A 25,172-nucleotide genomic window follows, 5' to 3' on the forward strand; every position below is an offset into this window, starting at 1 on the left:
TCACCATGGCTACCACGCGCCAGGCACACACCGTCTGGGAAGGCGACCTCCTCAAGGGCAGTGGCGTCGTCACCTTCGATTCCTCCGGCATCGCCGAGACGCCGGTTTCCTGGGCTTCCCGCGCCGAGCAGGCGAACGGCAAGACCAGCCCCGAGGAGCTGATCGCCGCCGCTCACTCCAGCTGCTTCTCGATGGCCCTGTCCAACGGTCTCGCCAAGGCCGGCACCCCGCCGACCAAGCTGACCACCCAGGCCGAGGTCACGCTGGTGCCCGGCACCGGCATCACCGGCGTCCACATCACCGTTCAGGGTGAGGTCGAGGGTCTGGACGAGGCGGGCTTCGTCAAGGCCGCCGAGGACGCGAAGGCGAACTGCCCGGTCAGCCAGGCGCTCGCGGGCACGAGCATCACGCTCACCGCGTCGCTCGCCTGATCCGGTCCGCCGGTCGGTCCGCCGGTTGGTCTGTCCGCTGAACTCCTGATCCACTGACCTCTCGGGACATACCAGGCGACACATAAGGCTCTGTGGCCCGCACAGTTCACGTGTGCACTACACCCGTGATACACACGTGCGGGTCACGTCTCCTGTCCGCCAGCAGGGAGTTGCCTTATGTCCGCAACACGACGTCAAGTCCTGGCCACCGGAGCGTCGGTCGCCGGAATCGCGTTCACCGGAGCGGTGTCGGAGCTTTTCGCCGGCACCGCTGTCGCACAGGAAGTAGGGCGCAGCGGCTACGGTCCGCTCGTACCCGATCCGGACGGCCTGCTCGATCTGCCGAGAGGTTTCCGTTACCGCGTCCTGTCCAGAACGGGCGACGAGCTCCGTTCGGGCGAGGGCGACGTACCCAGCAATCCCGACGGCATGGCGGCCTTCGCCGGCCGCCGCGGACGCGTCCATCTGGTCCGCAACCACGAGAACCGGGCCAACGGCAAGATCGGCGTCCCGACCGTCGACGGCCTGACCTACGACCCGATGGGCAAGGGCGGCTGTACGGCGCTCGAACTCGACGGGCGCAACAACGTACTCGGCGAGCGCGTCGCCATCGCCGGCACCGCCGTCAACTGCGCGGGCGGGCCGTCCCCTTGGGGCACCTGGCTCACCTGCGAAGAGACCGAGGACAAGGCCGGCACCAACGGCTACACCAAGGACCACGGCTTCATCTTCGAGGTCGACGGCGCCGATCCGCACCGTACCGGCGCCGTACCGCTGGAGGCGATGGGCCGCTTCCAGCACGAGGCGATCGCGATCGACCCGCGTACGGGTGTCGTGTACGAGACGGAAGACGCGTTCGACAGGCCCTTCGGGCTCTTCTACCGCTTCCTGCCCGAGAAGCCGCTGGGCGGTATCGGGTCGCTGCGCGCGGGCGGCACGCTGGAGGCCATGCGCGTCCCCGGCGTACCGGACCTGTCGGTCATCCAGGAGCCGGGCGCGAGCTTCGACCGCGTCGAGTGGGTGCCCGTGCCCGACTCGCAGGCGAAGGAGACGCCCATCCGGCTCCAGGACTTCGGCAAGAAGGGCATCACGCACGCCCAGAAGCTGGAGGGGTGCTACTGGGGCGACCGGTCCGTCTACTTCGTGTCGAGCTTCGCGAAGAGCGCGGAGGGCTCGGCGGCCGACCACTACGGCCAGGTGTGGAAGTACGAACCGCATCGGCGCCGGCTCACGCTGGTGATCGCCTTCGGTCCGGACACCGACATCCACATGCCCGGCGAGTCCCCCGACAACATCTGCCTCGCGCCCAGCGGCGGCCTGATGGTGTGCGAGGACGGCGGCGGCATCCAGCACGTGTACGGGCTGACGCGGCACGGCGAACTGTACGAGATGGCGCGTGCGGCGGAGAACATCGGGACGCCCGAGGAGCCGGAGTGGGGTGAGTTCGCGGGGGTCACGTTCGCGCCGGACGGCGACACGATGTACGTGAACTGCTACACACCCGGCAAGACGTTCGCGATCACGGGGCCGTGGCGCTAGCGCTGTGAGGTGACCGGTTCTGTTCGTCCTCAATCGCCGGACGGGCTTTCAAGCCCGTCCGGCGATTGAGGACAGAGCACAGCAGCCCGTCCGGCGATTGAGGACTGAGCACAGCAGCCCGTCCGGCGCTTGACGACAACGCCGTCAGCCGGCCGAACCGATCTCCGCTCCCACCGCCGCCAGCGCCGTCGACACCGGCTGGAAGAACGTCTCGCCGCCCGACACGCAGTCACCGCTGCCGCCCGACGTCAGACCGATCGCGGTGCCGTCCGCCGTGAACAGCGGGCCGCCGCTGTCGCCGGGCTCCGCGCAGACGTTCGTCTGGATGAGCCCGCTGACGGACCCCTCCGCGTAGTTCACCGTCGCGTTGAGCGCGGTGACCGCACCGTCGGACAGCCCCGTGGTGCTGCCCATCCGGACCACATCCAGGCCCACCGCGGCTTCGCCCGCCCGACCGATCGGCACGGTCTGCCCGTCGCCGACGTCCACCTCGCTGGGCACTTCGGTGGCCGGGTCGTCGTACGTGACGAGTGCGAAGTCTCCGTCACCGGGGAACGTCGCGGCCCGGACCGTCCCGACGGACACGCCGTTCTGCGCCTCGGACCACTGCTCGGCCGCGACCCCGCAGTGCCCTGCGGTGAGGAATCCGGGCGTGCCTTCCTGCGTGGTGACGTTGAAGCCGAGCGAACAGCGGGCGCCACCGCCGAAGATGGCGTCGCCGCCCGCCAGGAACGGTGTGAACTCGCCCGCCGACTTCTGGATACGGGCCACGCCCCCGCCCAGCGCGCGCACGGTCGACTCCAGGGTGTCCCAGCGTTCGCCGGTGACGGTGGTGTCGGCGGTGACGAGGATCTGGTTGGTCCGGGGGTCGACGGCCCACGCGGTGCCGGGGATGGTGGCGTCACGGCTCAAGGTGCTGGTGGCGGACCGGAGTTCATCCATGCTGTGCTGGACGCTTCGTACCACGGCCCCGGCGTCACGCACCCGCGCGGCCGAGTCGCCGCCGCCGTCCGCGACATTCACCACGACCTGCTTCTTCCGCGTGTCGTAGTACGCCCCCGCGTACTCCTCGCCGAGTTGCGCGGACAGCTTCGCGACGAGTTCCGGCGCCGCCGCGGCGCTGACCGTCCGCGTGTTCCTACCCGCACCGTCGTCCGTGCCGGACTGTGACGCGTTGGCGTTCGGCAGCAGGATGGCCGCTGCCGCGACACCCACCGCCCCGGCTCCCGCGAGAACGGCCTTGCCCTTGGATATTCGCCTGTGACTCAACTCGTCGCCTCCTGTGGGGGTTTACGGAGTGACCCCTTGATACGGGCGGCACGGGAGTTGTGTTCACCGGAGATGACGGGCGACATGCGAGGGGCCGGCCGGACGACGGCCCGGACGGCCCCTCGCACCTGTCGAACTGACGGATCGTCAGCCGCTGACCTCGATCTTCTTGTTGCTCTCCGACCTCTCAGGCACAGGCGAACTCGCCTTCTGTGTGAGCCCCTTCAGCAGCTCCGCGAGGTCGACCCCGGTGGTCGACGTCAGCAGCTCCATCCCCTGCGCGACGTTGTCGGTCACCGTGCGCGAGAGCTGGCTCGCGCCGTCCGTGGAGATGACCGTCAGCTTGTCGATGGCGCTCAGCGGCTCCGACGCCTTGGCGACGACGGCCGGCAGCACCTCGACGAGCATCTGAAGCACGGCCGCGTCGCCGTACTGGGCGAACGCGTCGGCCTTCTTCTGCATCGCCCCGGCCTCGGCGCTACCGCGCGCCGCGATCGCGTCGGCCTCCGCGTCGCCCTCGATCCGTACGGCCTCGGCGAGCGCGGCACGGCGCAGCTTCTCGCCCTCACCGGTCAGCCGCGACCGCTCGGCGTCCGCCTCGGCCTCCTTGACCTGCGCGATCCGGCGGGCCTCGGCCTCCTGCTCGGCCTGGTAGCGGGCGGCGTCGGCCGGCTTACGTACCTGGGTGTCGAGCTGACGATCCGTCAGAGCGGCCTGACGCTGCGCCACTTTCTCCTGCTCGCCCAGAACCTCCTGCTGGCGCGCGGCCTCGGCGAGCGGCCCCGCCGCGTTGGCCTTGGCCCTGGCCGCCTCGGTCTCGACCTTGATCTCGGCCTGCTTCAGATAGAAGGTCCGCTCGGCCACCGCGATCTCCTCGGCGGCCTTGAGCCGGGCCTGCTCGGACGCCCGCTTGGCGATCGCCTCGGCGATGTCCGCCTCCTGCCTGGCGCGGGCGGCCTCCGGCCGGCCCAGATCCTCCAGGTAGGAACCCTCGGTGGTGATGTCCTGGATCTGGAAGGCGTCCAGGATCAGGCCCTGGCCCGACAGGCTGGCCTCGGCCTCCTCGGCGACCTGACCGGCGAAGGCGGCCCGGTCGCGGATGATGTCCTCGACGGCCATCCGGCCGACGATGGCGCGCAGCGCGCCCGAGAGCACTTCCTGGGTGAAGCCGACAATGCCCTTCTGCTGCCGCAGGAACCGCTGGGCGGCGGCGCGGATGGCGTCCTCGTTGCCGCCGACCTTGACGATCGCGACGCCTTCCAGATGCGCCTTGACGCCGCGCAGGGTCACCGCGCCCCGGACGGCGACCGGGATGTGCCGGCTGGACAGGTCGAGCGTGAACCTCTGCTGGACGAACGGGACGACGAAGACGCCTCCGCCGACCACGACCTTCTGACCGCTGTTGTCGGTACTGATGCGGCCGGTGACCGGGTCCGTGGACGACTTGCCCCGGCGGCCGGTGATGATGAAGGCCTCGCTGGGTCCCGCGACCTTGTAGCGGGTGATGACGACGAGGGCGAGCAGGACGAGGAGTACGACGACTCCCGCCACCGCGATGATCACTGGACTCATATGGAATTCCCCCTGTTGACGTACGGGCTGTGGACGCCGCACCTGTGGGACGCCGGCTGCCGCGCGGCGGTTCGACGGTTCGACGGTTCGGCAGTTGGGCGGCTCGGCGGTTGGGTGACTCGACCGTTGGGTGACTCGACGGATCGACGGATCGGCGGTTGGGTGGCTCGACGGCTGGGAGGGCAGGCAGCTCGGCGGCCGGATCAGCGCTCGACGGGCCGGACCCCGACCGAGGTGGACGACAGCGTCGACTCCACCCACACCTCCGCGCCCCGCGCCAGGGGCACCGCGCTCTTCGCGGCGAACTTCACCGGCTGGCCCGCCACCCGGAGCATCACCTCGCCGTAGCCGTCGACGGGAATGGCCGTGACCACGGACCCCGACGTCCCGACGAGGTCCGCTCCCCGTGGCGTGGCGTCCGTCTGATCGCGCATCAGCGCGCGGCTGAGTTTCCAGGCCAGCCAGCCGGTGACGGCACCGGCGACGGCGCCCGCGGCGACGGCGGGGCCGGCTCCGAGGTCGGTCGTACCGAGCACGATCGCGCCGCCGAAGCCCAGCATCGCGACGAATCCCGCCACGACGGGCAGTGACAGCAGGCCCGCGAACAGGCCGTCGAGCACTCCGTCGAACAGGCCCTCGAAGATGCCGTCGAAGATCAGTGCGACGGCGAGCAGGACCACGCCCGCGATACCGAGGCCGAGGAACACATCCATGGGTCGTCCCTCCCCCGGCGCGTGCCGGTCCCCCTGATGAACCCTTGAACGGGAGGAGATTTTCTCACGGTCCGTCACGGCAGAGCAGTGCCGTGTTCCGGCAATCTTCGAGCGCCGTAACCGCAGGATGAACAATTAGTCATATATTTTCCATATATGACTAGATACGTCCAGAGAATGCTGGCCCTCGCCGTACTGGGGACCGTCGCCGTGGGATGCGGTGCCAACGCCGAGACCCGCCTGGCGGGCACCCCCTCCCCCAAGGCCGCGGCGCGGCAACCCGCCGGACCCGAACGCCCGGCCGTGACGCCGGTCTTCCTCCGTGGCGCCGACCCCGTGGGCAAGAAGCGGGCCGGGACGGCGGCCAAGACCGTCGCGCTCACCTTCGACGCCGACATGACCGCCGACCAGGGACCACGCGCCGCCCGTGGCGAGCGCTTCGACAATCCGACCCTGGTCTCCTCGCTGCGCCGCCTCGAAGTCCCCTCGACGATCTTCATGACCGGCCGATGGGCCGAGGAGTACCCGTTCCAGGCCAGAGAGATCGGCTCCGACCCCCTCTTCGAGGTCGCGAACCACTCCTACAGCCACCACGCCTTCAAGGCGGACTGCTACGGGCTTCCGGTACTCGGCGAGAAGGACATGGCCGCCGATGTGGAGCGGGCCTTCCGCGCGTTCCGCAAGGCCGGGGTGCGCCAAGTGGTGCCGTACTTCCGCTTCCCCGGCGGCTGTTACGACCGGTCGACGCTACGGACGCTGGCACCGGCCGGCCTGACGGCCGTGCAGTGGGACGTCGTCAGCGGCGACGCCTTCGCCACGGACGCGGACGCGGTGGCGGAACAGGTGCTCGCCGAGGTGCGGCCCGGCTCGCTGGTCGTCATGCACTGCACGACGAGCGCGGCCCCGGTGACGGACGAGGCGGTACGCAAGATCGTGCCCGCGCTGCGCGAGCGCGGCTACCGCTTCGTCAAGGTGTCGGAGCTGATGAAGGGCTGAGTGCCGGCCCCGGCCCGCCAGGCCGTCACCCGAAGGAGGCCGTCAGCCCGGGCAGGCCGTCCGTTGCGCCTCGTGCCACTCGCAGACGGGGCACAGCGTCGCGCCCCGGACCGATTCCGGATACTCGGTCGGCTCTGAGCAGTGCACACAGTCCGCGTACGCGACGACGGTGCCGGTGCCACTGTCCGCTTCTCCCATGCCGACGAGCGTACCGAACCGCCGCCGCGCTCAGCGGCGCCGTACCCCCAGGACGCAGACCACCGCCGCCACCACGGCCGCCACCAGCGCGGCGGCGGCCAGCGACAGCCCCGGCGGATGGATCGCCCCCGTGCGCGAGCCGGTCACCAGACCGCTGACGGCGGCCTTCGCCGGGGACCCGGTGGTCACCAGCGCCAGCAGCGCGAAGAGCGAGATCGCCGCGAGCGACCAGCCCCGGCCGCGCAGCAGCGGCCGGGAGCACAGCGCGCCGACCGTGGCACCGGTCAGCAGACAGACGAGGGCCGCGACCAGCCCAGCCGTCCCGGCGGGCAGCGGCGCCACGTCCACCAGCTGGTCGGCGCTCCTGCGGTCGCTGACGGCCGTGACGACCACCGTGCCGACGACACCGAGCGCGCCCGCGCAGGCCGCTGCGGCGAGCAGCGCGGCGAGATGCGCGCGGGGCATGCCCGACGCGGCGGCCGTGACGGCGCGCGCCGCGTCCGGTTCCTGCGTGACGCAGATACGGACCAGCCACGCGGTGACCGGCAGCAGCGCGGCGGCGGCGACACCGAGCGAGTCGAGCACCGGCTCGCCGCCCTGGACGCCGACGGCGAGGAAGATCCCGTAGAGCAGGACCGGTGGCAGCCAGCGCTGCGAGCGCAGCAGCATGGCGGTGTGGTAGCGGAACAGCGCGGTCATGAAACGGCGTACTCCTGGTGCTGGTGCTGGTGCTGTGGCCGGGTCAGGTTCTCCGGGGCCGACCGGGCACAGCCCGTCCGGTGTTGGTGAACAGGCGCGGCCGGTGAGCCGCGCGGCCCGGTCAACGCTCCCCGGCCACGGCGGCGGGCGCCGGCGCGCCCACCTCCCGGATGTGCCAGGGCGGGCGCGCCGCGAGCAGCGCGCGCAGCAGGGCGTCGGAGTGCGCGGCGGCGACGCTCAGCAGTACGGTCCCGTCCCCCGGCCCCGGCTCGTACGTCGGAGCGCCGGGCAGCCCGTCCGGCGGCGCCGCGCCCGGCGGGCCGACGGCCAAGACCCTTACGCGCGGCCCCTGTCCGGCCGGGGAGGCCGCTCGCGCGGCCGGTACGAGCGCGTTGCCCGCCATCGCGTACACGGCGTCGGCCGCCCCCGCCAGACGCCGGGGATCGTGGTCCACGAAGACCACCGTGCCGCCGTCGGCGACGCGTTCCGCGACCGCCAGGTCGAGTTGGGTACGGGCTGCGGAGTCCAGCCCCGTCCACGCCTCGTCCAGCACCAGCAACTCGGGCCCGGCGAGCAGCGCCTGCGCCACCGCGACCTTCTGGCTGGTGCCCTTCGACAGCTCGGAGAGCGCCGTACGGGCGTGGCCCCCGGCCCCGAAACGCGCGAGCCATTCGGCGGCGCGGGCCGCCGCCTCGGCCCGGCGCAGTCCGTGGATCCGTCCCAGGTGCGTCAGATACCCGGCGGCGGTGAAGGGCAGCGCGACCGGGAAGCGCTCGGGGACGTACGCCGTACGGCCGGGGCGGCCGGTGACGCGGCCCTCGGTGGGCCGGTCGATCCCGGCCAGCAGCCGCAACAGGGTCGACTTGCCGGTGCCGTTGGTGCCCTCGACACGGATCAGGCGGCGCGGTGGCAGCGCGAGGTCGATTCCGCGCAGCACCCAGGGGCCGCCGACACCGTACCGGCGGCCCACTCCTCGCAGTTCCACGGTCAGCTCCCGGACCCCTTCACGGGCGTCACCTCACTCGGGCGGACGATGACGAACCCCTCGCCCTGGAGCATCAGTTGGACGGCCTCGCCGGAACCGCCGCGGATCATCGAGCCCATGGACTGCGAGCGGTTCAGCGAGGTGTTGAGCTGGGCGCTCCAGCCGACGACGGCGTCCGTGTCGACGTACACGGGTGCCTGCGCGGTGACGGGGATGACGATGGGGTCGCCCTCGCAGATGATGGCGAGCTTCCCGTAGCCGGTGAAGAGGCTGTTGAAGAGGCCGCCGCCGGTCATGCCGGCGCCCTTCACCGTCTTGATCTCGTAGCTGAGGGTGGCGTCGAAGCACAGGACGTTGCGGCCGTTGACGGTGAGCGCGTCGCCCTGCTCGATGTCGACGATGAAGCAGTTGGCCGCCTCGTGCGCGAACCATGCCTCGCCCTGGCCCTTCACGGCCATCAGCGCCAGTCCCTCGCCGCTGACGGCGCGCTTGAGCATCCCGCCGACGCCCTGGCCCTTCCGTTCGAACTGGAGATTTCCGCGGAAGGCGATCATCGACCCCTGGCGCGCGTGCATTTCGCCGTTGACGGCGTACTTGACGGATTTGGAGTTCTGGAGGCTCATCCCGGGGGTGGTCGCCTGCTGTGCCATGTTCTCGTGGGAAAAGAGATCGCTCTTCATGCGGAGCATGGTCACCCGGAGGGGTCCATTCCGCCAACAGCTCGGCGAGTCCGGGCTGGCACACTGGCCCCGTGAGCATCGACGAGAGCGCCGCCGCCGGGGCGGACAATCCGGCCGACAACCCGACTGCCGGCCCGGCGGACAACCCGACCGACAGCCCGTTCCGGCATGAGCCGACCTCCCGCGACGAGGCCCCGCAGTTCGTGCTGCCGCTGGTGGTGCGGATCGAGAAGGCGGCGCCGCCGACCCGTACGGACGCGCTGGAGGCCGCCGCCCGCGCCGTACTCCTGATGCTCGCCGACGAGCGGTCGACCGGCGACGGCGAGTGGGCGCGGGCGATACGGGACTGGCAGGACGCCCGGATCCGCAAGGTGGTGCGCAGGGCGCGCGGCGCGGAGTGGCGGAAGGCGTCGCGGCTGCCGGGCATCGCGGTGAGCAGCCCGGCGGCGGCGGACGCACCGGAAGCGGCCGAGGGCGAGAGTGAGGGTGACGCCGTCTTCGCCCCGTACGCGGAGGTACGGGTCTTCCCGCCGGTCCCGCTGGACGGCTGGCCCAAGGAGCTGGCGAAGCTCCAGGTCTCCGGCACCGACCTGGACGACCCCGCCGCCCCGCCCGCCGCCGACCCGGCCGCTCCCGTGCTCTGGCTCAGCCCCGGCCTCGACATGTCGGCGGGCAAGGCGATGGCCCAGGCCGGTCACGGCGCGCAACTCGCCTGGTGGGAGCTGTCGGAGACGGACCGCAAGGCGTGGCGGGAGGCCGGGTTCCCGCTCTCCGTACGTACGCCGGACGCCGCCCGCTGGGACCAACTGACGCGCAGCGGGCTGCCGTTGGTGCGCGATGCCGGTTTCACGGAGATCGCGCCCGGGTCGAGCACGGTGGTCGCCGACCATCCGGCGCTGCGGCGTTGAGGCTGTCGCGCCCCCGCTGACCACTCCCGCGCCCGCCGCCCCGGCCGTCACAGCGGCAGGGCGGGTTCCGCCTGAAAGGCCTGACGCAGCCGCTCCAGGAAGAGTGGGGCGTCCGGCAGGGGGACCGAGCCGATGCGGTGTACCGGGATTCCCGGCGTCCAGGAGTTCATGACGACCGCTCCGGCCAGCGCGGGCACATCGTCGACGGTGATCTCCGCGGTGCGCTGGGGAACACCGAGGTGCTCCAGCTGGCGGCGGACGATGCCCATCGTCGTACCCGTCAGCATCTCGGCGGCGGGCCACACCACGCTCTCGCCGTCCCAGAAGGCCAGGTTCCAGATCGTGGCCTCGCTCAGCCGACCCCGCCGGTCGACGAAGGCGGCGTCGTCGAATCCCTGCTCGACGGCCTGGCGGAGGTAGTACGTCTTGGCCACCTCGCCGACATGTTTCACGGTGGGGAGTTCCCGTTCGTGCTCGACCAACGCCAGGGCCAGCGGACCCTCGGGGCCGCCCGCCGCCGGTCCCGTACGGACCAGCAGCTCCGGCTCCACCTCGGGTCCGGCCACGGTGAACTCGCCGGCCGGGGAGTACACCGTGGGCATCAGCGAGAGGTCGGCCGGGCCGGACCGCACCGCCGTCCGCAGGCGGGAAAGGACCAGATCGTCGGGGAGCGCCTGACCGAACATCTTCAGGGAGGCGGACCGCAGCCGCGCCAGGTGCAGATCGAGACCCCGGACCCGGCCGCCCCGGACCTGGATGGCGGTGAAGTGGGCATAGCCCGCGAAGGCGAGGGGCGTCAGCTCTTCGGCGGTCGCCGCCAGGCCGTTACGTTGGACAACGAAAGACATCGTGTATCGCTCCAGCCTCGATCGGTGATCAGTCGGGCATCTGTGCGATGCCCGCTCGGTGGGACGACCGTAAAGCTTGACACCTGTATGAAGGTCAAAATCTCGAACAACCGACGCGGCGGGCACCCGGGACGGCCGGGCACGACGGACCGGCGCGGTGGCCGCCGGCCATCCCGCGCCACGGCGTTGAACACTCCCGCGCCGGAATTCGTATCTCCCCATACCGCCAAGTAGGTTGAACGACCGGTCAGTGCGCGGTTGATTCCGCGGTAGTACGCGGTTGTACACATCGGCCCGGGAGACACTTTGTTGCGACGTATCAACGGCACGGCACTCATCATCGCGGCGCTCGTCGCGACGGTCGGAGCCCTCGCCTTTCCTGTCTGGTCGTACGCCGACCGTTCCGGCACCGGGGAGGCGAATCTCGCGGCGTCGAGCGTGGCGACCCAGTGGGGTCCGCTCACGGCGACGGACCGGGACTTTCTCGTGAAGGTGCGGCTCGCGGGGCTGTGGGAGCTGCCCGCCGGGCAGCAGGCGATCGAGCGCGCCCCCAGCCAGGCCATCAAGGACGCGGGCGACCATCTCGTCGTCGGCCACACCGACCTCGACGCCCGCGCCCGCCACGTGGCGGCCAGGCTCGGTGTCGAGCTGCCGAACCAGCCGAACGAGCAACAGCGGGACTGGCTCAGGCAGTTGTCGGCGGCCACCGGCGCCGAGTACGACCGGAAGTTCGCCAACCTCCTGCGCAACGCCCACGGCAAGGTCTTCGCGCTGATAGCAGAGGTCAGACACACCACACGGAACACCCTGATACGGCAGCTCGCGACCGACGCCAACCAGACCGTCCTGGACCACATCACGATGCTGGAGGGCACCGGGCTCGTCGACTTCGACGACATCGCGCGGGAGGCCGCGGGCACCAAGACCGCCAGCCCCACCGGACCGCCGCCGCCCAACGGCAACCTGCCGCCGTCGGCGCCGGCCGCCTCACCGACCGGGGACCGCTCCTTCACCTCCCGGCCGTCCACCCAGCCGGGCGCGCCGACGGCCGTCAACACCAACCGTCCACCGCCGTCGAGCGTCAAGCCGACCCCGTAGATCCGGTCCGGCGGCCCGGGGATCCGGGGATCCGGGGATCCGGGGATCCGGGGATCCGGGGATCCGGGGATCCGGGGATCCGGGGATCCGGGGATCCGGGGATCCGGGGATCCGGGGATCCGGGGATCCGCCCGTGGCGGGAACCTCAAATGATGCTCTGAACGTCCCCTCCTCTGGATTCGCCGGCGCCCGGCGGGGCCAATACTCCTGAACCGGCACTCGCCGAGGCACGGAGGAGGGGGAGTCATGAGCCACACGGCACATATGGAGCACCTGGGGATCGGTATCGGCTGGCGGCCGGAGATCGCGGCAGCGGTCGAAGCGCTGCCCGGCATCGACTGGGTGGAGGCCGTCGCCGAGAACCTGTGCGCCGGCCATCTCCCCGACTCGCTCGTCCGGCTCCGCGCACGCGGCGTCACCGTGATCCCGCACGGCGTCTCGCTCGGCCTCGGGGGCGCCGAGCGGCCCGACGCCAAGCGTCTCGCCGATCTGTCGGAGCGGGTCGAGGCCCTCGGCTCGCCGCTGGTCACCGAGCACATCGCCTTCGTACGGGGCGGTGGCCCGCTCACCGCCTCCCCTACGCTCGAAGCCGGCCATCTGCTGCCGGTCCCGCGCACCAAGGACGCGCTGCGGGTGCTGTGCGAGAACGTGCGGATCGCCCAGGACTGTCTGCCGGTGCCGCTCGCCGTGGAGAACATCGCGGCGCTGATCAACTGGCCGGACGAGGAGATGACAGAGGGGCAGTTTCTGGCGGAGCTGGTGGAACGGACCGGCGTACGGCTGCTGATCGATGTCGCGAATCTGCACACCAACCACGTCAACCGGGGCGAGGACCCGGCGACCGCGCTCGACCAACTGCCGGTCGAGGCCATCGCGTACGTGCATGTCGCGGGCGGCGTCGAACGCGACGGCGTCTGGCACGACACGCACGCCCACCCGGTGAGCGCGCCGGTCCTCGACGTACTGGCCGAACTGCGCTCGCGGGTCCGTCCGCCGGGTGTCCTGCTGGAGCGGGACGACAACTTCCCGCCGACCGCCGAACTCGCCGCCGAACTCGACACGATCCGCGCGACGCTCGCCGGAACGGCACCTGACGTAACGTCAACCAACGTACAGCCAGAGGCAGTTACGGAGCCCGAGGCCAACGGTACGAGCGCGCCGACCGACCCCGCCCGCCAGCGCCTCGCCCTCGCGCAGACCGCCCTGCTGTCCGCCCTGGTCGCCGGGACCCCCGCGCCCGAGGGCTTCGACTCGCGGCGGCTCGGTGTGCAGAGCCGGGCGCTCGCCGGGAAGCGGGCCGAGGTCGTCGCCAAGGTGGCCCCCGACATCCCGCGCATCCTCGGCGGCGGCTACCGCGCCGCGTTCCTCGCGTACGCCAAGTACCGCCCCATGCGGGCCGGTTACCGGCGCGACGCGCTCGACTTCGCCGAGCACCTGCTGATCGCCGACCTGCCCGAGGACGCGGCGGCCCGGCGCGAGCTGACCCTGTGGTGGCGGGACCGCTCCGGAGCGCACCCGCCGCGCCGGGCGACCCGTATGGTGCGCGCCGCCCGCTCCGTACTCGTGGGGCGGTGACCGTCCGTGGAAACGCTCGTGACCGCACTCCAGATCGCCATCCCGCTGTCCTTCGTCACGCTTCTCGTCGGAGTGATCACCCTGCGCTCGCGCGGCGGTACCGGTGAGATCCGCGGCCTCATGGACATCGCCTTCCTCGGCGGCGGACCGGGCCGGGTCGCCGAGACCGCCGTCGTCGCGATGCACGCGGACGGGCGGCTGGGCATCGGCGGCCCCGGCATCGTCGCCCTGTACAGCGATGTCGCGCACGACCCGGTGGAACGCGCGGTCATCGAGGAGCACAACCGGGCGCCGCACGGCGCCCTGCACGCGCTGCGGCTCGCGGTGATGCGCAGCCGGGCCGTGCAGGAGATCGGCGACTCGCTGGCGGCGCGGGGTCTGGTGATACCGGCCAGGAAGACCCGGCTGTGGGTGTTCTGGGGGCTGACGCAGGCGATCGTGTGCATGCTCACCGTGCCGCTGGCCATCGTGGTGTTCGTCAGCACCACCTCGCCGTCGGTCATCGCGACCGTGCCGCTGGCGATCATCGGGATCATCTCGGGCATCGCCTGCACCCTGCGGGCCAGGCGCCGGCTCACCGCCGGCGCCGTCCGCGCGAGGCTGAGATTCCGCACGACGTACGCGTACGTCACGACGCCCGCCCATCTGGTCGCCGTGCACGGGCCGATGGCACTGGACGACACGCTGCTGCGGGACCAGCTCGTGGTGGCGACGCGCATGCGGCCCGGCTACGACTTCCAGCCGGCGCCGCATCTGGCCGCCACCACGGTGGTGTGGTGCGCGAGCGCGGGCTTCGGGGACGGCGGCTCGGGTGGTGACGGCAGCGGAGGCGGCGGCTGCGGGGGCTCCGGAGGTTCCGGCTGCGGCAGCTCGGGCGGTGGCTGCGGCGGGAGCGGCGGAGGAGGCGGCGGAGGGGGCGGGGGCAGTAGCTGTGGTGGCGGCGGGGGTGGCGGCGGCTGCGGAGGTGGTGGCGGCTGACCGGCGCCCGCTCCGTACGCACCGTGCACGCGTCCCCACCCGGACGCACGCGTCCCCACCCGGACGCACCCGGACACACTCGGACACACCGCACCCACCCGCGCACGGAGCACGCCGTACCCGATCCCGCACCCCGTACGGGCCTCTTGAGTGACTGTATGACGCATCGGAGTCACGAGCCCCGACACCGCTCACAGATCCTTTACATGTCCACGGCTCCGGAGATGATCGCCTTCCCCCCAACGCGCCACGCCTGAAGGGAAAGCGATGAGAGCAGTTGCGAAGTACGGGGCCCTGGCCACCCTCGGCTCCTTGGTCCTGTCCACCCTCTCCGCCGCCCCGGCGGGCGGCGCGGACTTCGCCGGCACCTCGTCCGAGGCGCGCGGCACGGTCGTCGCCGCCCAGCGCGCCGCCGCCGCCGGGATCACGTTCCGTACGTGCCCCAAGGCCGAGATGCTGCCCGCTCCCCTCACTTGCGGCACGGTCGAGGTGCCCCTCGACTACGCCCGGCCGGACGGCGAGCGGATCAGACTCACCGTCAGCCGCGTGAAGGCATCGGGCAGGACCGGCGCCGCGGGCGGTGACGGCAAGGCCGTGGAGACCGTCGCCCGCCAGGGCGCGCTCGTCTACAACCCCGGCGGCCCCGGCGCCTCCAGCATGGCCTTCCCGATGGCGGCCCAGATGCCCGAGTGGAAGCGGATCGCGGCGGCGTACGACATCGTCGGCTACGCCCCGCGCGGGGTCGGCCGGTCCGCGCCGCTCTCCTGCCAGGACGCCGGGGACTTCGCGAAGGCACCCACACTCGCGCCGACGTACCCCTCTCAGTCGTACAAGAGGGAACGGATCTCGCGCGCCAAGGCGTACGCCCAGGGCTGCGCCCGCACCGCGGGACCGGCCCTGCGCCACTACACGTCGCTGAACAACGCCCGCGACCTCGACGTCCTGCGGGCCGCACTCGGCGAGAAGAAGCTGTCCTTCATGGGCGCCTCCTACGGAACATACTTCGGCGCGCTGTACGCCTCGCTCTTCCCGTCGCACGTACGCCGGATGGTCTTCGACTCGGCCGTCGACCCGGACCCGGACCAGATCTGGTACCGCAACAACCTCGACCAGTCCCTCGCGTTCGAGCGGCGCTGGGCGGACTTCCGGACCTGGGTCGCCAAGCACGACGCGACATACCACCTCGGCACCACACCCGAAGAGGTCCAGCGCAACTACGAGAAGGTACGGGCGGAGGTCGCCCACCGGCCGGCGGGCGGCAAGGTCGGCCCCGGCCAGCTGCACGCGGCGATGCTCGGGGCGGGCTACTACGACGACTACTGGGCGATGCGCGCCACGGCGCTCTCCGAGTTCCTCAAGGGCAACCCGAAGCCCCTGATCGACCAGGCCACACCGCACCCGGCGGCGGCCGTCGACAACGAGAACAGCAACGCCGTCTACACGGCCGTGGAGTGCAACGACGCGCCGTGGCCGACGGACTGGAAGGTGTGGGACCGCGACAACACCGGACTCGCCGAGCAGGCGCCGTTCGAGACCTGGGACAACGCGTGGATGAACCTGCCGTGCGCCTACTGGCCGGCACCGCGCCAACAGCCGGCCGACGTCCGCACCGGCCCCGGCGAGCTGCCGCCGACACTGATCCTGGCCGCCGAACGCGACGCGGCGACGCCGTACCCGGGGGCGCTGGAGCTGCAACGGCGCCTGTCCGGTTCCGTTCTGGTGACCGAGCGCGGCTCGGGCACGCACGGCATCGCGGGCGGCCCCAACGAGTGCGTCAACGACCACCTTGAGGCGTATCTGCTGACCGGAAAGACACCGGCACGGCACGCCGAGTGCGCACCGCACGCGGAACCGAACCCGGTGTCACTGGCATCGGAGGACGAGCGGACCGACCTGCGGAGAAGGCTCAATCCGGGCGCTCATCTCTCATAGGAGGCGAAACGCGGCCGGGGAGGTGACCAACTGTCCGGGCGTGGGTCCGGCAGTTGGACCCTGTGCCGTGTTTCAGGAGTCCCGCCCTTCGGGCGGACGGCGCTACTTCCAAAACACCTAGGGCCTCTCGTTTGGATCTTCGGGGATCAGCCGGACAGGGCCTAGTACTGCAACCGTGTTTGCTGTGACGATGGTTTAGTCACGGGCTGTGGCCTCGTCGTTTGTAGTGGCTGACGCGTGCTCGGTGCTGTGCTCGTCGCCGCCAGTGGGACCAGTGCAGGACCTGGGCGAGTGAGGGCAGGAGGCGTGCGGTGAGGTGGGCGGTCAGGCGGCGGATTTCGGGCAGGCTCAGTGGGACAAGGTACTGGTCAGCGGATCGTGAGCCCCCTTTTTCAGCTCCTGCGCACGGACCGTTGCCAGGTAGGCGTGGGCCGCCATGGCCAGCGTGATGTGCCGATACCAGGCGTGGTACTTGCGGACCTGGTAGTGGTCCAGGCCGCACTCGTTCTTCGCGGTCTGGAAGCATTCCTCGATCGTCCACCGGCGGCCGGCCACCACCAGCAGTGTGTTCAAGGTGGTGCCCTCGGGTGCGAAGCACACGTAGTAGGCGATCCCGGTGGGATCGGTGACGCTGCGACGGGCCAGAACCCAGTGCTCGACGCCCTCCTCACGCCAGGGCCGGATCGGTGCCCGGGCCCAGTCGTAGACCCGCTCGCCGTGGGCGCCCGACCCGCACGAGCGGCGTTTCCATGCCTGTCGGGGCAGGCCCGCCACCAGTTCCTCCACGACATGGTCCATGCGGGAGGCGGTTACGACAGTGTCGGTCCGACGGGTGGCCAGCACGTGGAACACCCCACGCTGTTCCAGCCAGTAGCGCAACCCCTTGACCTGCCCATATGCCTCGTCGGCCGTCAGCCACGCGAACGGCACCCGGGCTGCGAGGGTCCGTTCGATCATGGCCTTGGCGTGCTCGATCTTCGTGGCGAAGGTGACCTCGTCGGGGATCGCCGCGGTGCGGCAGCGGTCCCGGTCCTCGGTCCAGGACGCGGGCAGGTACAGCTCCCGGTCGATCAGCGTGTGGCCGACCTCGGTGGCGTAGGCCAGGAACGTGCCGACCTGGCTGTTCTCGATCCGGCCCGCCGTGCCCGTGTACTGGCGCTGGACACCGGCCGAGCGGACCCCCTTCTTCAAGAACCCGGTGTCGTCCACGACCAGGATCGCCTGCCGGTCACCGAGATGTTCCATCACGAACTCCCGCACATCGTCGCGGACTTCGTCGGCATCCCAGTCACACGTATTGAGCAGCCTCTGCAAACGGTCCGGCCGGTCATGCCCCGCGCGCTCAGCGACCGTCCACGCGTTCTTCCGCTCCAGCGACGACACCAACCCGCGCATGTAAGCCAGCGCCGACTCGCGGGGCTCCGAACGCTGAAAACGGTGCACAAACCGCTCGTGCACCTCTTCCAGCCCCACCGCCCACCGCCGCACGTCACCGATTTCGAGGTCCCCACCCATGACAAGCACAACGACCACGACGTCACGTCGTCACTGCAAACGCGGTTGCAGTACTAGGGCGTGTTTCGAAAGTCCCGCCTGGCCGACGACGCCTGGCACGCGCACTCGCCGCGTTGTCGGAATCATCCAAGTACGTCCAGTACGAGAACGATCCTCCGCCTTGCGATCGCACGCACCAGACGCCGTCGGCCCCGCCCTTCGGGCGGACGGCGCTACTTTCGCAACACGCCCTAGCGCGCCACGCGGTGGCGGAGATAGACGACTCCTGAGTTGAAGGTGCGGGTTTCGACGAGTTCGAGATCCACCCGGCGCTCGTGCCGGGGGAAGAACGGGATGCCACCGCCGACCAGCACCGGGTAGACCCTGGCCCGGTACTCGTCGATCAGACCCGCCGCAGCCGCCTCGGCGGCGAGCGTCGCGCCGCCGATCGCGATGTCGCCGTCCCCCGGCTCGGCTCGCAACCGCTCGATCTCCTCCGCCAGGCCGCCGGAGGCCAGGCGGGCGTTGCCCCGCACCGCCGACAGCGTGGTGGAGAAAACCACCTTGGGGAGCGGCTTCCAGATCGCGGCGAACTCAAGCGTCGAGAAGTCGAGTGACGGATTCTGGTCGGCGGTCTCCCAGTACAGCATCGTCTCGTACAGCCGCCGCCCCATCAGGTGGACGCCGACCTCTCGCACCTCGTCGGTGGCGAGGCGAAAGACCTCCTCGTCGGGCGCCGTCCAGTCGAAGCCGCCGTCCGGCCCGACGATGTAGCCGTCAAGTGAAACGCTCATCGAATATGTCACGTCGCGCATTAGAAGTCCTCCTCGGTGACGGGTTCGACAGCTGGAGACGGACGAGCCGTCCGGGAACATCGTGACCGAGATGCCCGAACTAGGGCGTGTTGCGAAAGTGGCGCCGTCCGCCCGAAGGGCGGGGCCGACGGCGTCTGGTGCGTGCGATCGCAAGGCGGAGGATCGTTCTCGTACTGGACGTACTTGGATGATTCCGACAACGCGGCGAGTGCGCGTGCCAGGCGTCGTCGGCCAGGCGGGACTTTCGCAACATGCCCTAAGCTCACACCATGACGATCACGTACGAGTGGCGGGGCGATTTCGACAACGCGGCCGTCAACGCGCTGCACGCCGAGGGCTTCAACCATCCGGCCCTGGACATCGATTGGCTGACTCAGGTGCACCGCCACAGCCTCGGCTGGGTCTGCGCGCGCCTCGGCGGTGACCTCGTCGGCTTCGTGAACGTCGCGTGGGACGGTGGCGTCCACGCCTTCATCCTGGACACCATGGTCGCGGGGAGCCACCGGCGCTCCGGGATCGGGGCCGGACTCGTCGCCGTGGCCGCCCGACAGGCCCGTACCGCCAACTGCGAATGGCTGCACGTCGACTTCGATGACGACCTGCGGGCGTTCTACTTCGACGCGTGCGGGTTCAAGCCGACGAACGCGGGTCTCATCGCGCTCTGAGTTGGGGACGAGGCCGTTCCGCCTGCGAGTGACGGAGAGACGATGAAGGGGATTCGGCGCGTGCGTGCCCGTCGCGGATTGCTGATCACGGGGATACTCCTGGCGTCCTTGGGGGTCGCCACGACCGTGGCGGCGCTCTGGTACGGCCGGGGCTTCTACACGGTGACAATCGCCGGCGGGGGGATGGAGCCCACCTACCTCGAGGGCACCCGTGTCGCGGTCGAACGTTCCGACGGCGAAGACGTACGGCGGGGCGACGTCGTGCTCTACACAATGCCGGACAGGTACGGCGAACTGCCGATCCCGCAGCGCGTCATCGGGCTCGGCGGCGATCGCGTCGTCTTCGCCGGCGGGAAGCTGACCGTCAACGGAGCACCCGTCAGCGAACCGTATGTGGAAGAGGCGTACAGAGGGCTGGACTCACCGCCCTACGACGTGACCGTGCCGCCCGGCCGCATGTTCCTCCTGGGCGACAACCGGGGGAACTCGAACGATTCGCGGTACTTCCTGAGCGAGGACTCCGGCACCGTACCCACAACCGCGGTCCAGGGCCGCCCGCTCAAGAACCGGACCGTCCCGCCGCTGCGCGGACCGGCCGTGGTGCTGGGCGTACTGCTCACCGTGGGCGGCGGCGTCTGTGTTCTGGCCGGTCGGCCGACCCGGCGGCGGGCAGCGGCTACGGCCGCGACCTTCACCGTGTACCGGTGAGGGCCGCGGGTGTCGCGTTCCTTCGCGAGCGGGCGGAAACCCGGCTGGGCCTGGTCCCTTTCGAGGACCAGGCCCAGCGCCTTTTCACGGTGCTCCCGCGGGAGCACGGCGAACCCGGTGTCGCTGGACGAGAGGTCCGGCCGCGGGCTGCCGCCGGTCGTCTGATCTTCCGGGTGGGACGGCCGGGTTGCCCGAGGGCGGCCCGGCCGTCATGCAGTTGTGCGACCACGGTACGCGGATCGCGGTCCGCGCCTGTGGATCAGGCGTGGTTCAGGCGAGTTCGGCGACCAGGTCCGCGACCGACTTGCGGCGGCCGGTGTAGAACGGCACCTCTTCCCGTACGTACAACCGCGCCTTCGAACCACGCAGATGACGCATCAGGTCGACGATCCGGTCCAGCTCGTCGGCCTCGAAGGCGAGAATCCACTCGTAGTCGCCGAGCGAGAAGGATGACACGGTGTTGGCGCGGACGTCCGGATATCCACGGGCCATCTTTCCGTGGTCGGCGAGCATCGTACGCCGTTCCTCGTCGGGCAGCAGATACCAGTCGTAACTGCGCACGAAGGGGTACACGCTCACCCACTCGCGCGGCGTCTCGTCGGCCATGAACGCCGGCACATGGGACTTGTTGAACTCGGCGGGGCGGTGCAGCGCCATGTTCGACCAGACGGGGTCGAGCGTCCGCCCGAGCTTCGTGCGGCGGAAGAGGTTGTACGCCTCCTGGAGCTCGTCCGCGGTGCCGGCGTGCCACCAGATCATCAGATCGGCGTCGGGGCGCAGCCCGGACACGTCGTACGTCCCGCGCACGGTGATGTCCTTGGCGGCGAGCTGGTCGAACAGCTCCTGGACCTCGTCGGCGTAACCGGCCCGGTCCTCCGGCAGCAGATCGCGCAGCTTGAAGACGGACCACAGCGTGTAGCGGATGACGTCGTTGAGATCCTTGGCCTTCTTGCCCGCGTTGGGCGTCTTGTCTGGTGCGGAAGTCATACGGCTATTCTCCCGCGTACCGATCCGTGCCCCGCGCCAGGGTCGGCGTGGCCAAGATCTCGTCGGCGGCGCGGCGGGCGCTCGCGATACAGGCGGGGATGCCGACGCCGTCGTACGGGGCGCCGCAGACGCGCAGCGCGGGGAGCTTCGCGACGGCTTCGCGGATACGGGCGACGCGGGCGGGGTGGCCGACCGGGTACTGGGGCAGCCCGCCGGTCCACCGGGTCACCTCGGTGGCCACGGGCCGTTCCGCGAGTCCGGTGGCCGCGCCGAGGTCGCGCAGGGAGACCGCGACGAGTTCGGCGTCCTCGCGCTGGAGTTGGTCCTCCTCGCCGTACCGGCCGATGGACGTGCGCAGCACGAACAGGTCCGGCGCCGACGCGTCGACCCAGCCCCACTTACGGGTGGAGAAGGTGGCGGCCTTGATGGTGCGCCCGTCGACCGGCGGTACGAGGAATCCGCTGCCGGCGGGCATGCCGGGCAGCTCCGTGAGGGCGGCGCGGCGGAAGGCCATCGTCACGAGGGCCATGGAGGCGTACTCGATGGCGGCGAGTTCGGCGGACGCGGCGGGCGACTCCTGGACGAGGAGCGCGGCGGCGGACCAGGCGGGGTTCGCCATGATCACCGCGTCGGCGGCGATGATCTCCTGGTCGGTCCTGACCGACCAGCCGGTGGTGGTACGGGTGACGGCCAGGACGGGCGTCTGGGTACGGATATCGCCCCCGCGCGCCCGTACGGCGTCGGCGACGGCGCCGGGGAGCCTGCCCACGCCGCCGTCGATGCCGGTGAACACGGCGTCCGTACGGGGGTGTTCGGCGGCCTTGGACTGAACGGCGCGGACGGCGTCGAGCAGCGAGTCGTGGGTGCGCAGCGCCTCGAAGAGCTGGGGGACGGCGGCGCGCATCGAGATGCGGTAGGCGTCGCCCGCGTAGACGCCGCCGAGCAGCGGCTCCACCAGCCGGTCCACGACCTCGTGCCCCAGTCGCTCGGCGACGTACGCGCCGATGGACACGTCGTCGCCGACCGCCGCCGGGCCGAGGTCCCGCTCGCGGTCGATCCTGGCGACGCCTTCTACGGAGAGCAGACCGGCGAGGGCCGAGGCGTCGCCGGGGACGCCCATCACATGGCCCTTGGGCATGGCGTGCAGCTCGCCGCGCGACCAGACGGAGGCGGAGGCCGTCGCGGGTGGCTGAAGGCTCTGAGCGAGCCCCACGGAGTGGGCGAGGTCGATGGCCTCGGGGCGGCGCGCGAGGATGGACTCGGCGCCGAGGTCGACGGGGGCGCCCGCGATCTCGCCGGTCCGCAGTTTGCCGCCGAGCCGGTCGGTCGCCTCCAGGAGCGTCACCCGGGCGGCTCCGGCGGACAGCAGCCGGTCCGCGGCGGCGAGACCGGCGATGCCGCCCCCGATGACGACGACACGCGGCGTGGGACGGGACGTAGGCGTGGGGTTCGGGCTGCTCACCATGGCCTCCACTCTCTCAGACCACTTCCGGCGCACCTCGGCCCGTACCGAGTCCCGACCGTGACCGCTTCGCTACCGGAAAAGCGCAACCCCCATCCTCGGCGTTCCGTCGAACCGGCGACATTCACCGCTCGGCGTCCTTGGGGGGACCGACATGCGTGCACTTCCCGCATTCGCGGCAGCACTTCTCACCGCTTCACTGGCCCTGGCCGGGTGCACCGGGAGTTCGGACGGCGGTGGCGACTTGAAGGCCGCCGACAGCGCGGCCGAACCACAGAGGGGCGGGCAGGGCGCAGCCGCCTCGGCGGCCGACGACGCCGGCGGCAAGCGGGTCTCCGACAACGGCGAGGCCGTCGACGAGGCTGCCGCGAAGACCCATGTGATCCGCACCGCCACCCTCTCGGTGGAGGTGAAGAGCGTGCCGAAGGCCCTCGCCAGGGCCCGTACGGTCGCGCTGGGCGCGGGTGGCGTGGTGGAGGACGAGACCACCGAGCGCGTCGACGACACACATGTGGCGTCGAACGTCGTGCTGCGGGTCCCGGAGGCCGAGTACGACTCCGTCCTGACCGAACTCGCGGGCACCGGGAAGCTGTTGGCGCGGACGGCGAACGCGAAGGACGTCACCGAGCAGGTGGTCGACGTGAACAGCCGGATCTCGACGCAGCGCGCGAGCGTGAACCGGGTACGGAAGTTGATGGACCAGGCGGAGGACATCACGGACGTGGTGGCCCTGGAGACTCAGTTGAACACGCGCCAGGCCGAGTTGGAGTCCCTGCTTGCCAAGCAGGCTTCGCTCGCCGACCGGACGACGATGGCGACCATCACGCTGGACCTGAGCGAGCGGACGGAGCGGGAGAAGGACCCCGGGAACGACGACCCGGGCTTCCTGGACGCGCTCGGCGGCGGCTGGGACGCGTTGGTGACCGTGCTGCGGTGGATCGTGGTGGTGCTGGCCGCGATCCTGCCGTTCGTGGTGGCGCTGGCGGTGCTGTTCGGGCTGTGGCTGCTGTTCGGTGTCCGGCTGCGGCGTACGCGGACCCCGGCGCCGACACCGGTCCCGGACTCCGACCTGGACCCGGCTCCGGACCAGGCCCCGGACCCGGACCCGGCTCTGGCGCCGTCTCGCGACGGGGACGAGGAGGACTGAAGCGGCGCGTCCGCGTAGCGTCTGTGTGCCGGGGGCATGGTGCCCGGCACACATCCGAAGGGACGCGCAAATGGCAGCGGAGCGCTTGGTGGTCATCGGCGGCGACGCGGCGGGAATGTCCGCCGCGTCGCAGGCCCGCAGGTTCAAGGGGCCCGAGGAGCTGGAGATCGTCGCCTTCGAACGCGGCGACTTCGCCTCGTACTCGGCGTGCGGCATTCCCTACTGGGTCGGCGGCGACGTCGCGGAGCGCGACGACCTCATCGCCCGTACGCCGCGGGAACACCGGGAACGCGGGATCGACCTGCGGATGCGGACCGAGGCCCTGGAGATCGACACCGCGGCCCGGCGGGTCCGTGCCCGGGATCTGGACACCGGGTCCGATACGTGGACGGACTTCGACAAGCTGGTGATCGCCACGGGCGCGCGTCCGATCCGGCCCCCGCTGCCCGGCATCGACGCCCCCGGTGTGCACGGCGTGCAGACCCTCGGCGACGGCCAGGCGCTGATCGAGACCCTGACCCGCACGGGCGGGAACGGGGGCCGCGCGGTCGTCGTGGGCGCGGGCTACATCGGCGTCGAGATGGCGGAGGCGCTGCTCAAACGCGGGTACGAGGTCACCGTGCTGCACCGCGACGAGCAGCCGATGGCCACGCTGGACCCGGACATGGGCCGGCTGGTCCACGAGGCGATGGACGGCCTCGGCATCACCACGGTCGGCGGCGCCGCCGTCACGAAGATCCTGACCGGCGACGACGGCCGGGTCAGGGCGGTCGTCACCGAGGACGCCGAGTACCCGGCGGACGTCGTGGTGCTCGGCATCGGCGTCCGGCCCCAGACGGCTCTCGCCGAGGCCGCCGGTCTGCCGCTCGGCCCGCACGGCGGGCTGCTCACCGATCAGTCGATGCGGGTACGCGGCCACGAGAACATCTGGGCGGGCGGCGACTGCGTGGAGGTACTCGACCTGCTCACGGGCACCACCCGCCACATCGCGCTGGGCACGCACGCCAACAAGCACGGCCAGATCATCGGCGCCAACGTGGGCGGCGACTACGGCACCTTCCCGGGCGTCGTCGGCACCGCCGTCAGCAAGGTGTGCGACCGGGAGATCGCCCGGACGGGGCTGCGCGAGAAGGACGCCCGCGCGGCGGGACTGCAGTACGTCTCGGCCACCATCGAGTCCACCGGCACCGCCGGATATCTGCCGGGGGCACAACTGATGACGGTGAAGATGCTCGCCGAGCGCCGTACGGGCCGGCTGCTCGGCGTGCAGATCGTGGGCGGCGAGGGCGCCGCGAAGCGGGTCGACATCGCGGCGGTCGCGCTGACGGCCCGGATGACGGTGGAGCAGATGACGGCGCTTGACCTGGGCTACGCGCCGCCGTTCTCCCCGGTCTGGGACCCGGTCCTGGTGGCGGCCCGCAAGACGACGGCGGCGGTCCGCAAGGCGGGCTGGTAGCCGTCCGCGTACCGCCG

The 25,172-nt window shown here is 71.1% G+C and carries 24 protein-coding genes; 12 read left to right on the forward strand and 12 right to left on the reverse strand.

Going from position 1 to position 25,172, the window contains the following annotated elements; translation table 11 throughout:
• The first annotated feature begins 5 nt into the window (after nucleotides 1–5).
• A complete protein-coding gene (locus tag OG700_RS06410) occupies nucleotides 6–431 on the forward strand; it encodes an OsmC family protein (RefSeq protein WP_405610200.1) in 426 nt (141 codons plus the stop codon).
• Nucleotides 432–608: 177 nt separating this feature from the next.
• Entirely contained in the window at nucleotides 609–1,970 is a 1,362-nt protein-coding gene (locus tag OG700_RS06415; protein ID WP_405610203.1) for an alkaline phosphatase PhoX, read from the forward strand.
• Nucleotides 1,971–2,114: 144 nt separating this feature from the next.
• On the opposite strand, the gene OG700_RS06420 is transcribed toward OG700_RS06415, so the two are convergent.
• From OG700_RS06420 to OG700_RS06430, 3 genes are all read right to left on the reverse strand, one after another.
• Nucleotides 2,115–3,239 carry a S1 family peptidase gene (locus tag OG700_RS06420; protein WP_405610206.1) on the reverse strand — a complete coding sequence of 375 codons (1,125 nt, stop codon included), beginning with the start codon at nucleotides 3,237–3,239 and terminating at the stop codon, nucleotides 2,115–2,117.
• 147 nt (nucleotides 3,240–3,386) lie between these two features.
• Nucleotides 3,387–4,811: a flotillin family protein gene (locus OG700_RS06425; protein WP_405610209.1), complete on the reverse strand. Its 1,425-nt coding sequence runs from the start codon at nucleotides 4,809–4,811 to the stop codon at nucleotides 3,387–3,389.
• Nucleotides 4,812–5,014: 203 nt separating this feature from the next.
• The gene (locus OG700_RS06430; protein ID WP_405610212.1) at nucleotides 5,015–5,524 is read right to left on the reverse strand and encodes a hypothetical protein; all 510 of its coding nucleotides are present in this window, start codon (nucleotides 5,522–5,524) and stop codon (nucleotides 5,015–5,017) included.
• A 156-nt stretch (nucleotides 5,525–5,680) separates the two neighbouring features.
• On the opposite strand from OG700_RS06430, the gene OG700_RS06435 reads away from it, so the two are divergent.
• Nucleotides 5,681–6,520: a polysaccharide deacetylase family protein gene (locus OG700_RS06435; protein WP_405610215.1), complete on the forward strand. Its 840-nt coding sequence runs from the start codon at nucleotides 5,681–5,683 to the stop codon at nucleotides 6,518–6,520.
• Nucleotides 6,521–6,562: 42 nt separating this feature from the next.
• Here OG700_RS06435 and OG700_RS06440 read toward each other — a convergent pair whose 3' ends face one another.
• The 4 genes from OG700_RS06440 to OG700_RS06455 all read right to left on the reverse strand — a co-directional run bounded on the left by OG700_RS06440 (nucleotide 6,563) and on the right by OG700_RS06455 (nucleotide 9,082).
• Nucleotides 6,563–6,718, reverse strand: coding sequence for a hypothetical protein (locus tag OG700_RS06440; protein ID WP_405610218.1), 156 nt, complete (start codon nucleotides 6,716–6,718; stop codon nucleotides 6,563–6,565).
• 30 nt (nucleotides 6,719–6,748) lie between these two features.
• Nucleotides 6,749–7,417 (reverse strand): ABC transporter, encoded by a 669-nt coding sequence (locus tag OG700_RS06445; protein ID WP_405610221.1) that lies wholly within the window; start codon nucleotides 7,415–7,417, stop codon nucleotides 6,749–6,751.
• A gap of 121 nt (nucleotides 7,418–7,538) precedes the next feature.
• Nucleotides 7,539–8,402: an ATP-binding cassette domain-containing protein gene (locus OG700_RS06450; protein WP_405610224.1), complete on the reverse strand. Its 864-nt coding sequence runs from the start codon at nucleotides 8,400–8,402 to the stop codon at nucleotides 7,539–7,541.
• Between the two features lie 2 nt (nucleotides 8,403–8,404).
• Entirely contained in the window at nucleotides 8,405–9,082 is a 678-nt protein-coding gene (locus OG700_RS06455) for an AIM24 family protein (protein ID WP_405610227.1), read from the reverse strand.
• Between the two features lie 71 nt (nucleotides 9,083–9,153).
• Here OG700_RS06455 and OG700_RS06460 point away from each other — a divergent pair, with 71 nt between their 5' ends.
• A complete protein-coding gene (locus OG700_RS06460) occupies nucleotides 9,154–9,990 on the forward strand; it encodes a peptidyl-tRNA hydrolase (protein WP_405610230.1) in 837 nt (278 codons plus the stop codon).
• Between the two features lie 47 nt (nucleotides 9,991–10,037).
• Here the strand turns inward: OG700_RS06460 and OG700_RS06465 are convergent, their stop codons facing one another.
• Nucleotides 10,038–10,838 (reverse strand): aminotransferase class IV family protein, encoded by an 801-nt coding sequence (locus tag OG700_RS06465; RefSeq protein WP_405610233.1) that lies wholly within the window; start codon nucleotides 10,836–10,838, stop codon nucleotides 10,038–10,040.
• A gap of 309 nt (nucleotides 10,839–11,147) precedes the next feature.
• Here OG700_RS06465 and OG700_RS06470 point away from each other — a divergent pair, with 309 nt between their 5' ends.
• From OG700_RS06470 to OG700_RS06485, 4 genes are all read left to right on the forward strand, one after another.
• Nucleotides 11,148–11,936 (forward strand): DUF4142 domain-containing protein, encoded by a 789-nt coding sequence (locus OG700_RS06470; RefSeq protein WP_405610236.1) that lies wholly within the window; start codon nucleotides 11,148–11,150, stop codon nucleotides 11,934–11,936.
• Nucleotides 11,937–12,182: 246 nt separating this feature from the next.
• The gene (locus OG700_RS06475) at nucleotides 12,183–13,511 is read left to right on the forward strand and encodes a DUF692 domain-containing protein (protein ID WP_405610239.1); all 1,329 of its coding nucleotides are present in this window, start codon (nucleotides 12,183–12,185) and stop codon (nucleotides 13,509–13,511) included.
• A gap of 18 nt (nucleotides 13,512–13,529) precedes the next feature.
• Nucleotides 13,530–14,489 (forward strand): TIGR04222 domain-containing membrane protein, encoded by a 960-nt coding sequence (locus OG700_RS06480; protein ID WP_405610242.1) that lies wholly within the window; start codon nucleotides 13,530–13,532, stop codon nucleotides 14,487–14,489.
• 267 nt (nucleotides 14,490–14,756) lie between these two features.
• The gene (locus tag OG700_RS06485; protein ID WP_405610245.1) at nucleotides 14,757–16,421 is read left to right on the forward strand and encodes an alpha/beta hydrolase; all 1,665 of its coding nucleotides are present in this window, start codon (nucleotides 14,757–14,759) and stop codon (nucleotides 16,419–16,421) included.
• Nucleotides 16,422–16,769: 348 nt separating this feature from the next.
• Here OG700_RS06485 and OG700_RS06490 read toward each other — a convergent pair whose 3' ends face one another.
• The gene (locus OG700_RS06490) at nucleotides 16,770–17,936 is read right to left on the reverse strand and encodes an IS701 family transposase (protein WP_405621376.1); all 1,167 of its coding nucleotides are present in this window, start codon (nucleotides 17,934–17,936) and stop codon (nucleotides 16,770–16,772) included.
• A 230-nt stretch (nucleotides 17,937–18,166) separates the two neighbouring features.
• Nucleotides 18,167–18,730 (reverse strand): dihydrofolate reductase family protein, encoded by a 564-nt coding sequence (locus tag OG700_RS06495; protein WP_405610248.1) that lies wholly within the window; start codon nucleotides 18,728–18,730, stop codon nucleotides 18,167–18,169.
• Between the two features lie 269 nt (nucleotides 18,731–18,999).
• Here OG700_RS06495 and OG700_RS06500 point away from each other — a divergent pair, with 269 nt between their 5' ends.
• Both OG700_RS06500 and lepB read left to right on the forward strand, forming a co-directional pair.
• Nucleotides 19,000–19,395, forward strand: coding sequence for a GNAT family N-acetyltransferase (locus OG700_RS06500; RefSeq protein ID WP_405610251.1), 396 nt, complete (start codon nucleotides 19,000–19,002; stop codon nucleotides 19,393–19,395).
• Between the two features lie 60 nt (nucleotides 19,396–19,455).
• The gene (lepB, locus tag OG700_RS06505; protein ID WP_405610254.1) at nucleotides 19,456–20,103 is read left to right on the forward strand and encodes a signal peptidase I; all 648 of its coding nucleotides are present in this window, start codon (nucleotides 19,456–19,458) and stop codon (nucleotides 20,101–20,103) included.
• A 270-nt stretch (nucleotides 20,104–20,373) separates the two neighbouring features.
• Here the strand turns inward: lepB and hemQ are convergent, their stop codons facing one another.
• Both hemQ and hemG read right to left on the reverse strand, forming a co-directional pair.
• Complete coding sequence (hemQ, locus tag OG700_RS06510) at nucleotides 20,374–21,090, reverse strand: hydrogen peroxide-dependent heme synthase (RefSeq protein ID WP_405610257.1); 717 nt, start codon at nucleotides 21,088–21,090, stop codon at nucleotides 20,374–20,376.
• A 4-nt stretch (nucleotides 21,091–21,094) separates the two neighbouring features.
• A complete protein-coding gene (hemG, locus tag OG700_RS06515) occupies nucleotides 21,095–22,555 on the reverse strand; it encodes a protoporphyrinogen oxidase (protein ID WP_405610260.1) in 1,461 nt (486 codons plus the stop codon).
• Nucleotides 22,556–22,706: 151 nt separating this feature from the next.
• Between hemG and OG700_RS06520 the strand changes: the two genes are divergently transcribed.
• Complete coding sequence (locus OG700_RS06520) at nucleotides 22,707–23,699, forward strand: DUF4349 domain-containing protein (RefSeq protein WP_405610263.1); 993 nt, start codon at nucleotides 22,707–22,709, stop codon at nucleotides 23,697–23,699.
• A 70-nt stretch (nucleotides 23,700–23,769) separates the two neighbouring features.
• Nucleotides 23,770–25,155, forward strand: a complete 1,386-nt coding sequence (locus tag OG700_RS06525) for an FAD-dependent oxidoreductase (RefSeq protein WP_405610266.1) — start codon at nucleotides 23,770–23,772, stop codon at nucleotides 25,153–25,155.
• Nucleotides 25,156–25,172: the final 17 nt, after the last annotated feature.

The sequence above is a fragment of the Streptomyces sp. NBC_01508 genome (assembly GCF_045040315.1).
GTDB lineage: Bacteria > Actinomycetota > Actinomycetes > Streptomycetales > Streptomycetaceae > Streptomyces.

Coding starts and splice junctions, on each gene's coding strand:
- OG700_RS06415 (WP_405610203.1), top strand. CDS start 609: ATGTCCGCAACACGACGTCAAGTCCTGGCCACCGGAGCGTCGGTCGCC.
- OG700_RS06525 (WP_405610266.1), top strand. CDS start 23,770: ATGGCAGCGGAGCGCTTGGTGGTCATCGGCGGCGACGCGGCGGGAATG.
- OG700_RS06435 (WP_405610215.1), top strand. CDS start 5,681: ATGACTAGATACGTCCAGAGAATGCTGGCCCTCGCCGTACTGGGGACC.
- OG700_RS06500 (WP_405610251.1), top strand. CDS start 19,000: ATGACGATCACGTACGAGTGGCGGGGCGATTTCGACAACGCGGCCGTC.
- OG700_RS06455 (WP_405610227.1), bottom strand. CDS start 9,082: ATGAAGAGCGATCTCTTTTCCCACGAGAACATGGCACAGCAGGCGACC.
- OG700_RS06430 (WP_405610212.1), bottom strand. CDS start 5,524: ATGGATGTGTTCCTCGGCCTCGGTATCGCGGGCGTGGTCCTGCTCGCC.
- OG700_RS06440 (WP_405610218.1), bottom strand. CDS start 6,718: ATGGGAGAAGCGGACAGTGGCACCGGCACCGTCGTCGCGTACGCGGAC.
- OG700_RS06445 (WP_405610221.1), bottom strand. CDS start 7,417: ATGACCGCGCTGTTCCGCTACCACACCGCCATGCTGCTGCGCTCGCAG.
- OG700_RS06520 (WP_405610263.1), top strand. CDS start 22,707: ATGCGTGCACTTCCCGCATTCGCGGCAGCACTTCTCACCGCTTCACTG.
- hemQ (WP_405610257.1), bottom strand. CDS start 21,090: ATGACTTCCGCACCAGACAAGACGCCCAACGCGGGCAAGAAGGCCAAG.
- OG700_RS06475 (WP_405610239.1), top strand. CDS start 12,183: ATGAGCCACACGGCACATATGGAGCACCTGGGGATCGGTATCGGCTGG.
- OG700_RS06425 (WP_405610209.1), bottom strand. CDS start 4,811: ATGAGTCCAGTGATCATCGCGGTGGCGGGAGTCGTCGTACTCCTCGTC.
- OG700_RS06495 (WP_405610248.1), bottom strand. CDS start 18,730: ATGCGCGACGTGACATATTCGATGAGCGTTTCACTTGACGGCTACATC.
- OG700_RS06465 (WP_405610233.1), bottom strand. CDS start 10,838: ATGTCTTTCGTTGTCCAACGTAACGGCCTGGCGGCGACCGCCGAAGAG.
- OG700_RS06485 (WP_405610245.1), top strand. CDS start 14,757: ATGAGAGCAGTTGCGAAGTACGGGGCCCTGGCCACCCTCGGCTCCTTG.
- OG700_RS06410 (WP_405610200.1), top strand. CDS start 6: ATGGCTACCACGCGCCAGGCACACACCGTCTGGGAAGGCGACCTCCTC.
- OG700_RS06490 (WP_405621376.1), bottom strand. CDS start 17,936: ATGGGTGGGGACCTCGAAATCGGTGACGTGCGGCGGTGGGCGGTGGGG.
- hemG (WP_405610260.1), bottom strand. CDS start 22,555: ATGGTGAGCAGCCCGAACCCCACGCCTACGTCCCGTCCCACGCCGCGT.